Origin of the sequence: Bradyrhizobium sp. HKCCYLS3070, assembly GCF_051167575.1 — a bacterium.
In the GTDB taxonomy this organism is placed as follows: Bacteria; Pseudomonadota; Alphaproteobacteria; order Rhizobiales; family Xanthobacteraceae; genus Bradyrhizobium.
In genome coordinates, this window is the sequence record NZ_JBNPTI010000001.1 from 1,388,762 (window position 1) to 1,401,115 (window position 12,354).

A 12,354-nucleotide genomic window follows, 5' to 3' on the forward strand; every position below is an offset into this window, starting at 1 on the left:
CCGATCTTCGCTGTCTTGCCTTGACCGCGCATGGAGCGTCGGGCAAGCGGGGCGCATCTCTTGCAAGTGACGACCAGCGATGCCGATTTCCGATCATCTGAGAGCCGTCCGCAGCAAGATCGGCCATGATCTTTTGGCGACCACAGCGGTTTCCATCTCCGTGTTCGACAACCAGGGCCGCATTCTGCTCGGGCGCGACGCGGAGACGGGCCTCTGGACGTTGCCCGGCGGCGCCATCGATCCGAATGAGCACCCGGCCGACGCGGCCACCCGCGAATGCTTCGAGGAGACCGGGCTCGTGGTCCGGCCGATTCGCCTGCTCGGGGTGTTCGGGGGCCCGGAGTTCCTCATCCGCTATCCCAACGGTGATCTGACCTACTACACGGTGATCGCCTTCGAGGCCGTCATCGAAGGCGGCGCGCTTGCGCCCGATGGCGAGGAGATCGCGAGCCTTCGATTCGTCGATCGTGGGGAATGGGACCAGCTCCCGGTGTCGCCATCGAGCCGGATCATCTCGCGGCAGGCGCTCCAGCACGACCCCACCCCCTACTTCGCTGCCGCGAGCTGGCGGCCCGAAAGCTGAACCGGACTCGAGTCGTTGGATCCTGTCGCCGCAATTCTCATGCTGATGGCCGGTCTGCTTCACGCGAGCTGGCATGCCATCGTCAAGACCGGCAGCGGCCTCTCCCTCCTCGCTGGCATGGGTCTGGTCAGCAGCGCCCTGATCCTGCCCTTCCTGTTTCTCGTTCCCGTTCCGGCACTCGCTACCTGGCCGCTCATCGTGGCCTCGCTGGTCTTGCACGCGGGCTACAAGGCGAGCCTCGCAATGGCCTACCGTTCGGCCGAGCTTGGACGCGCCTACCCGATCGCGCGTGGCATCGTTCCGCTGTTCGCAACGCTATTTGCCTCGCTGGGTCTGCAGCAACTGCCACGGAGCGGGCAGTTGATCGGAATTGCCGTCATCGTCCTCGGCATCACCGGCCTGGCGAGCGACCGAATCCACGGTCCGATCGACCGCCGCGCGTTCTGGGCCGCCGTCAGCGCCGCCGCACTGATCGCCGGCTATTCGGTCGTCGATGCGGCAGGCACCCGGCAGACCGAAGGCTGGGCTTCGTTCACGGTCTGGATGATCGTACTCGACAGTGTCGTGTTCTTTCTCGTCGCGATGATGCTGCGAGGACCTGCGCTGGTGTTGGAGATCCGAGACGCCTGGATCCCGGTGCTGATCGCAGGCACCCTGGGGCTGACGTCGTTCGTGGTATTCCTTTGGGCCTTGAGCCGCAATCCGATTGCCAATGTGGTCGCGTTTCGCGAATGCAGCGTCCTGTTTGCGACGCTGATCGGCGTGCTGTTCCTGAAGGAGCGTGCAACGCCGCGACGACTCTGCTGTGCAGCGCTGATCGCAATGGGGCTGGTCGCGGTCGCCCTGCTCAAGCCGGACTGAGATTCTTCAAACAACCGGAGCCATCACCCCCGGACATCATAGTTCCATCTTCATCGCATGATGCACAACAGAAGGCCGGCCAGCGGCCCCGGACAGGAAGTTCCGTAAAACCCCTGGTTGCCGAATCGCGACAACTAATTCAGTGTTAACTACTTTGCCATTTTCGAGCCTCAGCCTATTGTCCTTGTAGCGTGAGCGTCCTTCAGTCCTGCTGATACTGAGGTGGCCCATGCCTACTGTCCTCATTATTGATGATGATTGTGCCACGCGCGCTGCGCTGGAAACATTATTGAAGAAGAAGCGGTTCTGCGTGTTTCTCGCGCCGGACGGTCCGACCGGCATTCGATTGATCGGCAGCGTGTCCTTCGATGCCGTCGTGATCGACATGTTCATGCCGGGCATGGACGGCATCGCAACCATTCGCGAGCTCATCAAGCTCGATCCCACGGTCCCGTTCATCGCGATCTCCGGTTACGCGTTCACCGACAAGAAACTGGGTGCTCCAGACTTCCTCGGTATGGCAATCAAGCTCGGAGCGACGGCAGCGTTGCAGAAGCCGTTCGACATCCTCGATCTGCTCGAAGCGGTCGATCGTGCGATCGAGGTGCGCCAACGACTTCTGAGCGAGGCGCGGCACGTCGCTCCTCATCCACGTCTGTCAGGAAGGGCTCATGATGAACATCCTGGTCGTTGATGACGAAGTCGGCGTTTGCTGTGTCATCCAGCACCTTCTGGTTCGCGAGGGCTACGCGGTCACTGCCGTCACCGACGGTCGGCTGGCCATGGATGCCGTGTCCCGCGATGATTTCGCCGCGGCTCTGATCGATCTCAACTTGGCCGACATGGACGGCAACGAGGTCATCCGGGCTGCACGGGCGGCCCGGCCCACGATGCCCATCGTGATGATGTCGGGCATGGTGCTGGAATCAGGACGCGGGACGCCTGATTTGCTCGGCCCCTCGCCCAGAATGGTCGGCCTTCATCGTTTGGCGAAGCCGTTCAAGCCGAAAGACCTGTCGCAGCTGATGCGCGACATTCTGGTGCAGGACACCGAGCTTCTCGCCGTCGCGGTTTGACCGCCAGCGATTCTGCCGCTTGCGTCGAGCCGGACGTTTGGAGCGGGTCGCCTCTTCGGCCTTTGCCAGTGAAGCGGCCTGCGACTCGCGGCAGGCGTTGCGGATCTCTTGCTCCCGGTCGGCTACGGGCCGGATCGTGATCGCTGCACGGCATCACCTGCCGCGCGGGCAGACGGGTCACCGACGACGCGAAGCCTTGGGATGTGAGCCCGTTCACACTGGAACAAAGCGGACCGCGGTATATTTGGAACGAAGGGCACCGCTAACCAATTGGGTCCGTCGTGCCCGATCGTTAGAATTTGAACGATCCGCTCAATTTGAAAAAAGTGGAATTTCGCCATCGTGGCTCGCAGTTTGCGCGAGGGCGAGATGAGCGAAGCCGAATACGAGTTGTTGATGGACGTTGTGAGAACCGCTATTGCGCCCGAGACCGAGACCGATTCCATGGCCCGCTTGTTCTCAATTCTGCATTTCCCCACGGCGGCCAACGACAACCAGGGCGCCTGGCCGCTGATCCCGTTTCCGGACGGCTGGTTCGCGGCCTGCTGACGCGCGATCTTCTGTCGTCATGCAAGCCAAGGGATCGGCACGCCGGAACGCTGCCGCGGTCTTCATTTTCTGAGATGGCGACTGCCGAGGCCGCCGCCCTTCAGATCACCGGCGCTACTTCCTGACTGCGAATACCCAGACGACGCCGCCCTGCGGGACGTTGTCCTCCAGACCGATGTCGCCTTTCGAGAGCGCATCCTGGATGCGCTGCGCATCGACGCCCCAGCCGGACTGCACGGCGATGTACTGCGTGCCATCCGCCTCATAGGCGACGGGCATGCCCATGATGCCCGAGTTCGTCTTCTGCTCCCACAGCAGCTCACCGGTCTTGGCATGGAACGCCCGGAACATCCGGTCGTTGGTGCCGCCGACCAGAACGAGATCGCCCGCCGTCGCGGTCACCGACCCGAACAGCTGGGATTTCGGGAAATTGTGCGACCACACCTTCTTGCCTGTCGCCGGATCCCAGGCCTGCAGCTCCCCGAAATGGTCGGCACCGGGCCGCACCGTGAGCCCGATGTCCTCGGCCTTGGTGCCGAGCCAGAGCTGGCCGGGAACGAGCGGCAGCTTCTCCCCGGTGAAGCCGCCGCAGAAATTCTCGTTCGCCGGCACGTAGACGAAGCGCGTCTTCTGGCTGTAGGCCGCGGACGGCCAGTCCTTGCCGCCCCACAACGAGGGACAGAAGTCGACACGCTTGCCGAGCGTCGGCTTGTGCGCGGGATCGACGATCGGCCGTCCCGTCTCGGGCTCAATTCCCTTCCAGACATCGGTGTGGACGAAGTTCCAGCCGTTGACGTAGTTGATTCGCACCGGCGTGCGCTCGAGCACCCAGAAGATGGCGTCGCGTCCGGGATGGATCAGGCTCTTGAAGCTGCGGCCGTCCCGCTGCAGGTCGACCAGCATCGGTGCATCGACCTCGTCCCAGTTCCACGAGTCGTTCTGGTGATACTGGAAATGCGTCTTGATCTTTCCGGTCGCAGGATCCAGCGCGATCACCGAGCTGGTGTAGAGATTGTCGCCGGGGTGCAGGCCCCCCGGCCAGGGCGCGGCGTTGCCGACGCCCCAATACACCGTCTTGGTGTCCTTGTCGTAGGTGCCGGTCATCCAGGCAGACCCGCCGCCATTCTTCCAGTCGTCGCCGCTCCACGTGTCATGCCCGGGCTCGCCTTCGGAAGGAATAGTGAAGGTGCGCCAAAGCTCCTTGCCGTCCTCGGCGTCATAAGCGGCAACATAGCCGCGGACGCCGAACTCGCCGCCGGATCCGCCGACCATCACCTTGCCGTCGACGATGAGCGGCATCAGCGTGAGATATTGTCCCTTCCTGTAGTCCTGGACCTTCTTGTCCCACAGCACCTTGCCGGTCTTGGCGTCGAGCGCGACCAGATGATCGTCCGTCGTGGCGAGGTAGAGCTTGTCCTGCCACAGGCCGACGCCGCGATTGGTCGGATGCAGCTGGAACAGATCCTCCGGGAGCTCGCGCTTGTAGCGCCAGTACTGGTCGCCGGTCTTGGCATTCAGCGCGATCACCTGCCCCATCGGCGTCGTGATGAACATGACGCCGTTGTTGACCAGCGGCGGCGCCTCGTGCCCCTCGACCACGCCGGTGGCAAAGGTCCAGACCGGCACCATGTCCTTGACGTTCGTGGTGTTGATCTGGTCGAGCGGACTATACCCCTGGCCATCATAGGTCCGGCGATAGAGCATCCAGTTGCCTGGCTCGGGATCTTCGAGCCGCGTGGGCGTGACAGGACTGTAGTTGTCGATCGGGCCGGCCACGGCTGCCGGTGCGGCGAGACAGGTGAACGCCACGGTGCTCGATAGCAGCCATTGCTTGATCGCGGTGGACGTGATGGACATGGACAAACCTCCCCTGCTTCGTTTTTCGATTCACTTGTTGTCGTGACGGGCGTCGAGACGATGCGAGTTCCGATAGGCACATGGGATCTCATCAGCCCTGTTGGCCACCTACCTTTCCAATGAAGGGCGCAGCGATCATGAGCGCGCCGTCCTTGAGCACGAGGGGAAGCGCGGCGAGCCGCCGGGGCGCGGGGCCGAACACGACCTGCGCCCCGCGCCTCGGGTCGTACTCGGAATTGTGGCACATGCATTTGAAGACATCGTCGTTGCCCTCGGTCGCCTTGATCCAGGCCGTGACCGGGCATCCCGCATGCGAGCAGATGGCCGAATAGGCGACGATGCCTTCGGCCGCACGCTGACGCGTGTCTTCGTCGAGTTCGTTTGGATCGAGCCTGACGAGCAGCACCTCGTTCAATCGCGACCCGTCACGCACGATCGCATTCGCTGGATCCTTCGGCCACCCATGAACCGGTGGCTCGCCAATCTTCAAGTCATCAGGCGTGACCGTCTGCCCTTCGCGTTCCCCTTCCGAGAACACGATCAGGTCGCCTTTTTGCGGCCGCTTCTCCTTGCGCCGATCGTCGTCATCGGCCGCCGCGCTGGCAACCGTTGCGCATGCGGCAAGCGTGCCGAAAACCACCGAGCGGCGTGTCGGGTGATCATCCATGACAGATCTTTGCGTGTGAAGTTGTGTGCGAGTCGCGGGCGTGCTGTTCTAGAGAGCTCGGCTCCCCGCAACACACCCTGACATAGAATAATTAGAACGACACAACCTGACGAAATCAAGGCGCGTTGCGCGATTTCGCCGCGATGTCTTCAACTATCGTCGCTGCTGCGCGTCATCGCCGGTGCAGCAGTTCGGCGAAAGCTCCTAGCGATCGGGAGCGACGGTGTCGCCAGCTCCGTCTGGAATTGCGACCACGCGAGTTGTGGACCAGGGTCGCGATGAGGATAGCCCCCTATGCGCTGCCGTGCCCGATGACGGGCCGGCTAGAATCGCGATCCGGCGGATCTAACTTCCAGCTAGCCGAAGGCCCGGACCGTGGAGTCGGCCTCGCGACGAGAGTGGTAGCCTAAGCGACCGATTGCCTATCCCATAGCTTTGAAAGCAATTCTGAAATTGCCCACGGTTTCCTGGATGAAATGCTGGGAATCTTTGCGTTTTCGTTTCTCAAATGACTGTTTCAATGGACGCCCCCACTTTCGGTGGCAGGCACACATCCGAGTGAGTGCCCCTTCACACTTGGAACTACCCCCATCAAATGCGGGCTGATCGACGGACCCCGGCTCCTGCCGATACCGCGATTGAGCAACCTCAGCATATTTGACATTGCCGATGTCCTCGGCCACCTCGATTTTCTACAATTTGTCGTAGAAGGAGAGTGGTCTCGAGGTTATGATCTCCCGATTTTGTGGAGGCGCTGCGATGAATCGTCGGGAATTGCTGCTGCTGTCCGCTGTCGCGATTGGGGCCCGTTCAATCGGAGGCGCTGAGGCGCTCGCACAAGCTGCACCCTCCGACATTGAGCTGGTCAGCGAGCTTCCTCCCCTGCCGGTAGACCTGCAGGATAAAACCAGTCTGCCGCCTGCGCCCTACGTCGAGACGCAACTTGTTGGTACCGCTCCGCCGACACCTGACGAAGTCGAAAAGGCCTATGATCTGATGGTCAATGCCCCCTACGGAGGTGCACCGATCGACGTCGCCCAGTATTTTCTGGCCGTGGGAGCTGGCGCGTACGGGCAGGAGTACCGGCCTTTTGCTCGCGAGTGGCCGATACGGGCCAATCCCTTGATCTTTCAGTTCTTCACTTCGACTCAGACCAAGCCGGAAGGAGACGTCACGGCATGGTGCGCCGCGTTTGTGAATTGGTGCCTGCTCCGCGCACACGCAACGAGTCCTGATGAAATCGGCCAAACGCCAGATTTCTTCTTCAAGAAGGGCAGGCCCTTCCCCCCCGAGAATTTGAGCCAGTACAGCACCAATAACGCCAGCTCCGGCTCATTTCGGTGTTGGGATGCCGTCGCGTCTCCCAATCGCGGCAATGTCGTCGTGTTCAAGGACGCGGGCACAGAGAGTCTGACACCCAAATGTCGAGGATCAGGCCATGTGGCCTTTTTCGTCAAGGTCCCGGCGGACGGACTTGTACAAGTGCTCGGCGGAAATCAGAGTCAAGCCGGGAGCAACGGCGCGGTGACTATTGCCAATATGTCGACGCGACCAGGCAGCAGGTTTATGAAGTATGTGTCCCTGAAGGGATAGCTTCATGCTGAGGTCTGTCGCGATCACTAGCGCCGTTGGTGTTTTCATCGCATCTAGCTGCCATGCGACGGAGCTCGAAGATCTCATTGAGAAGGCGCTCAAGAAAGCCGTCGTCAAGATCGACGTCAGCACCAACACGCCAGTGTTCGAGAATGGCCAGAATGCCTGCGTATCGGAGGGAACTGGCTTCCTGATCGCGCCCAAACTCGTCGTCACCGCCGCCCACGTCCATCAACTTCGTGCAGCTTGCGGCGAACCAATCATCTTGCTCAAGTCCAGCGCTGGCGGAGGTAAGATCCTGGCAAGCGTGGTTGACTCCCGTGACGACGTGTCGATCTTGCGGGTGGACGACAATTTTCCACCAGATGCCTGCGCCTTGGGATTCAAGAACAACGTGTTCGGGACCCAGGCGATCCGGTATGGGATTCCTGGCGGCCTGTCCGAACCATTCACAGCCGAGCATATTCGGATCGGTGAGCAGGTCAATGAGTTCATGCCGCTTGTCGTCATGTCTGGTACTCCAACCGAGCGCGGCGAAAGTGGTGGGCCGGTAATCAACCTGTTCAACGTTGTTGGAATCATTCACGGCCGGCACGAGAAATTTACGAACTACAGCTTCATGACTGTCGGAAGCACGGTAACGACGCTGTTGGCGAAGAACTCACTAAGTGTGTCCGGCCACCTCTGCAATCCTATGGAAGTAAGCCTGCAGCTCATCCCCCCCGGGGTCTCGCGCCCCTGGTTGGGCATCGGGGAATCTCAGATCGGCAGGATTACGGCATCAATAGAGGTTGATCCTTCGCTTGCGCGAGCCGATCCGCTTGCTACGAAGAACGTCTTGGATACCTGGGGGAAGCAGTTTCAAGGGCTGGCGTTCAACGTAAGTAGCTCAACCACACGAGTTGACGCCGAGCGCCGTTTCGACGCTAAGGACAGCGCGTCGTTCAGCCTAGCGGCCGGCCAACTGTCGAAATCCACTCCGGAAAGCCGAGAAGCAGCCCTGAAGGTGCTTTGGGAGAGCTACGTTTTCGCGGGCAATCAATCTCGGAAGTGGCAGAAAGCAGACGACTCACTCGTTGAATTCCGGGAGCAGAGGGTGTGCACACAGTCCCTTGGAGCAAAGGACTGTAGCAAAGAAATGGTGCCAATCGTTAAAGAGCTCTCTCCAGAACAAAACCGCTGATCCAAGCGGCTTCACCGATACTCCTTGGGGAAGCCTGTTGTCTTTGAATGTGTGTTTGATTCTACTCGAAGCAGCTTCGACATTCCATCGTTGTCAGCCCGCCCCGATCCGGTGCGCATAGCGCTTCGGTGTCGCGGCCGGGGCGCCGAACAGGCGACGGTTGGTGTCGACGTTCCTGATCATGGAGTAGAGGTTGCACATGCTGCGCTACGCCTCCGGAGCTTCGCCTGGTGGTGATCGGTTTTCGGGGCGTCGAACGAGCGATCGCGCTAGCACGAGGACGGCCGCCAGCGCCTCGTCCTACGAGGCGTGGCCGGCAATGGAGGCGACGGCGGGGGCTCTGGGCGAAATAGAACAAAGTGGAGACGCGCACCTCGTAGTTGGAATCGCCGTGCTGATTAGCCGTACTTGAGACTACGTGTGCTCCCCGTCTAGCCGGGAAGCCGTCCCGTAGGCAAGAACAGAGATAGAACACATTTTTCAGAACCACAGCGGGCTAGCAGTTTCAGGAAATCGTGGAAGTAACGGAATAGGGCTGTTGCTCAACCCTTTGATCTCCTGTAACGATCGCCGCCAGTGGGGCCACGTGGCGGAGTGGTTACGCAGCGGTCTGCAAAGCAGATTGGTTCCCTCGCCTTTTCAACCAAAGTTCTGAAGCTGCTTGCGGATTTCCGAGCGGAATCCCGTGGAAACCGCTGCTTCTGTTTCTGAAACTCGGTTTTCAAAGCTTCCCATGAAATTCGCCTCTTCCCGCCCCTACGCCGACCCCGAGACCGCCGCACGCGAGCTGGTCAGGATCTCGGCGGGCATCGAGCCGGTGCAGGACGGCCGCATCCACATCGAGAAGATCAACTGGCCGATGTTGGCGGAACTCAAGGCCACGCCGGCCGAGTACAAGGCCGGCCTCGACCTGGCGGTTGATCGCGGCTGGCTGTGGCTGCACGAGAGCGGGACCTACGTGAAGCTGACGGAGGCCGGTAAGCAGGTCCTGGCCTGAGGCCCTTTAGCGGCTCGGCTGCTCGGCTGGCCCCAGACCTAGCGGCTTCCCTCGGCAGCCGATCTCGGGAATCAATGGACGATGTCTCCGCGCGTCATCCAGATTCCGCTGTCCGGCGGCGACCGCAAGGCCCAGGCCAAAGGCTTGCGCGCGGCACACGGGCTTCACGACAGCTATTTCGCGCAGTCGCAGCTGATCCGCAGCGCGGCGGCGGAAAAGCTGCGCGAGGCAGACCGGCTGGAATGCGAGGCGTGGAACGCAATCATGTGGGCCGGCGGCCCGGCGATGCCGGCGCCCGGCGAGCCGCAGGCCAACCCGACCATCGGCATGGCGCTCAACGCCGGCTTTGACCTCCTCGAAGCCAAGTGCAACCGCTGCCGCCGGATCTCGCTCGTCGCGCTGCGCGCCCTCGACCGGCCACAGGCGACGCCGATCTGGAAGCTCGAATCGGCGCTGTATTGCGAGCCGTGCAGCGAGAAACGGCGCTGGGGCCGGCAGCGGGCCCATATTCTCCGGCTGACATGCGCGGTGCCGTATCCGGAGCCCGACCGAAAACGAACCCCTTGAGCGTGAGAGGCACGATGGGACGAATGGTGCTGAAGACGACCGCCGATGCAAATCGGGAAAACGTGCTGCTTGAAATGCAGGAAGACGGAAAGCCGTTGGCTCATATGTTATTAGATGGCGCCTCGGCCGAGGGATTGATTCACCAGATCGGTCATTGGCGAAGCCAACTTGAGGACGAAGTCTCTCCCGCTCTCGATCCAAAATCACTCCTGCATGCAATCGTGGATCCCGGATGGATGATCGACGGGGCGAAGCACGAGGGGCGTCGCTTGCTCGCCATGCGGCATCCTGGGCTCGGATGGATCGCGTTTTTGATCCCAGACGGCGAGGCCACCAAGATGGCTGAATGGCTGTCAAAGGATCTTCCAGAGAGCCCAAAGTAGTCGGTCTCGTGTGTAACCTCTACTCCATGACCCGAAATGTCGACGCGATCCGCCGCCTGTTCGGCATCGCGGCCGACCATGACCGCACCGGCAACCTGCCGTCGCTGCCCGGCATCTTCCCCGATTACCCGGCGCCGATCGTGCGCAACGGCCATAGCGGTGCAGGCCGCGAGCTCGCTATGGCGCGCTGGGGCATGCCGTCGTCGCAGAAGGCGCTGATGGACGCGACCAGACGCCGCGCCGCCAAGCTCGAGGAGAAGGGCAAGGCGGTCGACTTCAAGGAACTGCTGCGGGTGGAGCCGGACAGCGGCACCACCAACATCCGCAACGTCAACAGCGCCCACTGGAAGCGCTGGCTGGGCCCGGCAAACCGCTGCCTGGTGCCGTTCACCTCGTTCAGCGAGTACGACACCGTCGACGGCAAGAAGGTGCCGGTCTGGTTCGCGGCCGACGACAGTCGCCCCCTGCTCTGTTTCGCCGGCCTGTGGACCAATTGGACCAGCGTGCGCAAGGTCAAGGAGGGCGAGGTGACCTGCGATATCTACGGCTTCCTGACCACCGAGCCGAACGCGATCGTCGCCTCGATCCACCCCAAGGCGATGCCGGTCATTCTGACCACGGCCGAGGAGCACGACATCTGGCTCCGCGCGCCTTGGGATGAGGCGAAGGCGCTGCAGCGGCCGCTCCCCGATTCCGCGCTCCAGATTGTCGCCCGCGGTGCGCGCGAGGACGTCGGCTGAAAACGATCAAAGATAGGAACGGATTTCGTTGAGCTGAATCAATGGTGAGTCCCTCGGTCACCACAGAACGAGCCCATGACCGGCACCCCGCCAGAGAAGCCAGCCAAGTCAGCCGTCCGTGAAAAACCGCCGCGCATTAGGAGGCGCGCCAGATCGTCAAAGAGTATGTCGAGGATCTGCGGGCGATCGTCGACAAGCTGCGGCGTCATCTGAACTGAGACGGGCGCCAGGCAGGTCTCACCCCTGCGGCTTCATTCCCAGCCGCTCGCCGCACATGCTGCCATACGCTCCCATCACGCCGAGCAGACCATCACCGGCGTTCGGGTCCTCCGTATTGAGCTGCTCGATGACGCCCGTCGGCGACGCAATCACGTTGACCTTGCAGGCGTAGGTCTTCGCGCTCCGATCGCTGGTCAGGGTGGTTTCGGTCGCCAGCTGCCAGACGTAGGACGACTGCCCGCTGTTCATGCGGAAGCTGCTGGTTGGCGGCCCCCACTTCATCACCAGCGTGTCGACATTCCTGCCGACATATTCCTGCCCGAGCCGCGCCCGCACCTCCGGCGCCGACGCCGCGCAGCCGCCCACCATGGCGCAGAGCGCCAGCACCCCCAGGACACGCATTTCAACCCCTCCACGCCCCAGGCACTCAAGCGCAGCCCTTGCGCGATTGCAACATGGTTGCCCGTCGCGCGTGCCGCGCAATGACGATCGTCCCCAGTCAAGGGCGCGAGCGCCGGCCACGCCCGGAGAGGGCTGCATGTCGAGAAGCACGACGTCTGGCTTCGCGCATGCGCCATGATGCTGGCCTTTTCTGCCACTCTGGTGGCGTAGTCCCTCCCCCAACCGGCACTGATTCTGCGATCCCGGCTGCACATTCTTGCTGCGCTCTGGATCGACCTCGGACGGCAGCTTTCCCAGCTCGATCATCCCCGGGCCGAGACCGACCACGGCGCCCATCTCACCGATCTGCTGATCACGCTGGCGGTCTATGTCGGCACGACCGCGGACCGGCCGATGACGGCCTCGCGCCTGGCCGCCACCGTCGGCCTGCCGCGCACCACCGTGCTGCGCCGGCTGGCGCTGCTCGAGCGCGCCGGGCGGGTCGAGCGCCGCGGCCAGGCGTGGCGCACCCCGCTGGCCCATCACCTCGCTCTTGAACAGGGCAACCTCGCTGCGATCGCCGCGCTTGTCGCCGCCGCCGCAGCCGAGCTCGCGCCATGATGGCAGCGGCGGCTCGCGGCGGGTTTTTCCACTGCACTGTCCAAAATGGACACACGTCCCCATGGCGCAATCCGGAA

General features: G+C 62.2%; 15 protein-coding genes. 12 read left to right on the plus strand and 3 right to left on the minus strand.

Annotated features, from left to right (window positions below):
* Nucleotides 1–79 precede the first annotated feature (79 nt).
* The 5 genes from ACQR03_RS06390 to ACQR03_RS06410 all read left to right on the plus strand — a co-directional run bounded on the left by ACQR03_RS06390 (nucleotide 80) and on the right by ACQR03_RS06410 (nucleotide 3,069).
* Entirely contained in the window at nucleotides 80–583 is a 504-nt protein-coding gene (locus ACQR03_RS06390) for an NUDIX domain-containing protein (RefSeq protein WP_315751108.1), read from the plus strand.
* A gap of 15 nt (nucleotides 584–598) precedes the next feature.
* Nucleotides 599–1,444, plus strand: coding sequence for an EamA family transporter (locus ACQR03_RS06395; RefSeq protein WP_315711870.1), 846 nt, complete (start codon nucleotides 599–601; stop codon nucleotides 1,442–1,444).
* Between the two features lie 229 nt (nucleotides 1,445–1,673).
* Nucleotides 1,674–2,138, plus strand: a complete 465-nt coding sequence (locus ACQR03_RS06400) for a response regulator (protein WP_315711869.1) — start codon at nucleotides 1,674–1,676, stop codon at nucleotides 2,136–2,138.
* Nucleotides 2,116–2,520 (plus strand): response regulator, encoded by a 405-nt coding sequence (locus ACQR03_RS06405; protein ID WP_315711868.1) that lies wholly within the window; start codon nucleotides 2,116–2,118, stop codon nucleotides 2,518–2,520. Before ACQR03_RS06400 ends, ACQR03_RS06405 begins: the two co-directional genes overlap by 23 nt.
* 369 nt (nucleotides 2,521–2,889) lie before the next feature.
* Nucleotides 2,890–3,069, plus strand: coding sequence for a hypothetical protein (locus ACQR03_RS06410; RefSeq protein ID WP_315711867.1), 180 nt, complete (start codon nucleotides 2,890–2,892; stop codon nucleotides 3,067–3,069).
* Between the two features lie 114 nt (nucleotides 3,070–3,183).
* Here the strand turns inward: ACQR03_RS06410 and ACQR03_RS06415 are convergent, their stop codons facing one another.
* Nucleotides 3,184–4,926 (minus strand): methanol/ethanol family PQQ-dependent dehydrogenase, encoded by a 1,743-nt coding sequence (locus tag ACQR03_RS06415; RefSeq protein ID WP_434841059.1) that lies wholly within the window; start codon nucleotides 4,924–4,926, stop codon nucleotides 3,184–3,186.
* Nucleotides 4,927–5,017: 91 nt separating this feature from the next.
* The gene (locus ACQR03_RS06420) at nucleotides 5,018–5,593 is read right to left on the minus strand and encodes a ubiquinol-cytochrome c reductase iron-sulfur subunit (protein ID WP_434841060.1); all 576 of its coding nucleotides are present in this window, start codon (nucleotides 5,591–5,593) and stop codon (nucleotides 5,018–5,020) included.
* Between the two features lie 759 nt (nucleotides 5,594–6,352).
* Between ACQR03_RS06420 and ACQR03_RS06425 the strand changes: the two genes are divergently transcribed.
* The 6 genes from ACQR03_RS06425 to ACQR03_RS06450 all read left to right on the plus strand — a co-directional run bounded on the left by ACQR03_RS06425 (nucleotide 6,353) and on the right by ACQR03_RS06450 (nucleotide 11,056).
* A complete protein-coding gene (locus ACQR03_RS06425; RefSeq protein ID WP_434841061.1) occupies nucleotides 6,353–7,186 on the plus strand; it encodes a CHAP domain-containing protein in 834 nt (277 codons plus the stop codon).
* A gap of 4 nt (nucleotides 7,187–7,190) precedes the next feature.
* Complete coding sequence (locus ACQR03_RS06430; RefSeq protein ID WP_434841062.1) at nucleotides 7,191–8,369, plus strand: S1 family peptidase; 1,179 nt, start codon at nucleotides 7,191–7,193, stop codon at nucleotides 8,367–8,369.
* Nucleotides 8,370–9,102: 733 nt separating this feature from the next.
* Nucleotides 9,103–9,366, plus strand: coding sequence for a hypothetical protein (locus ACQR03_RS06435; protein ID WP_434841063.1), 264 nt, complete (start codon nucleotides 9,103–9,105; stop codon nucleotides 9,364–9,366).
* Between the two features lie 81 nt (nucleotides 9,367–9,447).
* On the plus strand, nucleotides 9,448–9,933 hold the full coding sequence (locus ACQR03_RS06440; protein ID WP_434841064.1) for a hypothetical protein: 486 nt from the start codon (nucleotides 9,448–9,450) through the stop codon (nucleotides 9,931–9,933).
* A 23-nt stretch (nucleotides 9,934–9,956) separates the two neighbouring features.
* Nucleotides 9,957–10,316, plus strand: a complete 360-nt coding sequence (locus tag ACQR03_RS06445) for a hypothetical protein (protein ID WP_434841065.1) — start codon at nucleotides 9,957–9,959, stop codon at nucleotides 10,314–10,316.
* An 8-nt stretch (nucleotides 10,317–10,324) separates the two neighbouring features.
* Complete coding sequence (locus ACQR03_RS06450; protein ID WP_434841066.1) at nucleotides 10,325–11,056, plus strand: SOS response-associated peptidase; 732 nt, start codon at nucleotides 10,325–10,327, stop codon at nucleotides 11,054–11,056.
* A gap of 237 nt (nucleotides 11,057–11,293) precedes the next feature.
* Here the strand turns inward: ACQR03_RS06450 and ACQR03_RS06455 are convergent, their stop codons facing one another.
* Entirely contained in the window at nucleotides 11,294–11,677 is a 384-nt protein-coding gene (locus ACQR03_RS06455; RefSeq protein WP_434841067.1) for a hypothetical protein, read from the minus strand.
* A 357-nt stretch (nucleotides 11,678–12,034) separates the two neighbouring features.
* Between ACQR03_RS06455 and ACQR03_RS06460 the strand changes: the two genes are divergently transcribed.
* On the plus strand, nucleotides 12,035–12,277 hold the full coding sequence (locus ACQR03_RS06460) for a helix-turn-helix domain-containing protein (protein ID WP_434841207.1): 243 nt from the start codon (nucleotides 12,035–12,037) through the stop codon (nucleotides 12,275–12,277).
* Nucleotides 12,278–12,354 lie beyond the last annotated feature (77 nt).

Excerpts from the sequence above, each read along its gene's own strand:
- ACQR03_RS06390 (WP_315751108.1), top strand. The coding sequence starts at position 80 with ATGCCGATTTCCGATCATCTGAGAGCCGTCCGCAGCAAGATCGGCCAT.
- ACQR03_RS06400 (WP_315711869.1), top strand. The coding sequence starts at position 1,674 with ATGCCTACTGTCCTCATTATTGATGATGATTGTGCCACGCGCGCTGCG.
- ACQR03_RS06405 (WP_315711868.1), top strand. The coding sequence starts at position 2,116 with ATGATGAACATCCTGGTCGTTGATGACGAAGTCGGCGTTTGCTGTGTC.
- ACQR03_RS06410 (WP_315711867.1), top strand. The coding sequence starts at position 2,890 with ATGAGCGAAGCCGAATACGAGTTGTTGATGGACGTTGTGAGAACCGCT.
- ACQR03_RS06415 (WP_434841059.1), bottom strand. The coding sequence starts at position 4,926 with ATGTCCATCACGTCCACCGCGATCAAGCAATGGCTGCTATCGAGCACC.
- ACQR03_RS06420 (WP_434841060.1), bottom strand. The coding sequence starts at position 5,593 with ATGGATGATCACCCGACACGCCGCTCGGTGGTTTTCGGCACGCTTGCC.
- ACQR03_RS06425 (WP_434841061.1), top strand. The coding sequence starts at position 6,353 with ATGAATCGTCGGGAATTGCTGCTGCTGTCCGCTGTCGCGATTGGGGCC.
- ACQR03_RS06430 (WP_434841062.1), top strand. The coding sequence starts at position 7,191 with ATGCTGAGGTCTGTCGCGATCACTAGCGCCGTTGGTGTTTTCATCGCA.
- ACQR03_RS06435 (WP_434841063.1), top strand. The coding sequence starts at position 9,103 with ATGAAATTCGCCTCTTCCCGCCCCTACGCCGACCCCGAGACCGCCGCA.
- ACQR03_RS06440 (WP_434841064.1), top strand. The coding sequence starts at position 9,448 with ATGTCTCCGCGCGTCATCCAGATTCCGCTGTCCGGCGGCGACCGCAAG.
- ACQR03_RS06445 (WP_434841065.1), top strand. The coding sequence starts at position 9,957 with ATGGTGCTGAAGACGACCGCCGATGCAAATCGGGAAAACGTGCTGCTT.
- ACQR03_RS06455 (WP_434841067.1), bottom strand. The coding sequence starts at position 11,677 with ATGCGTGTCCTGGGGGTGCTGGCGCTCTGCGCCATGGTGGGCGGCTGC.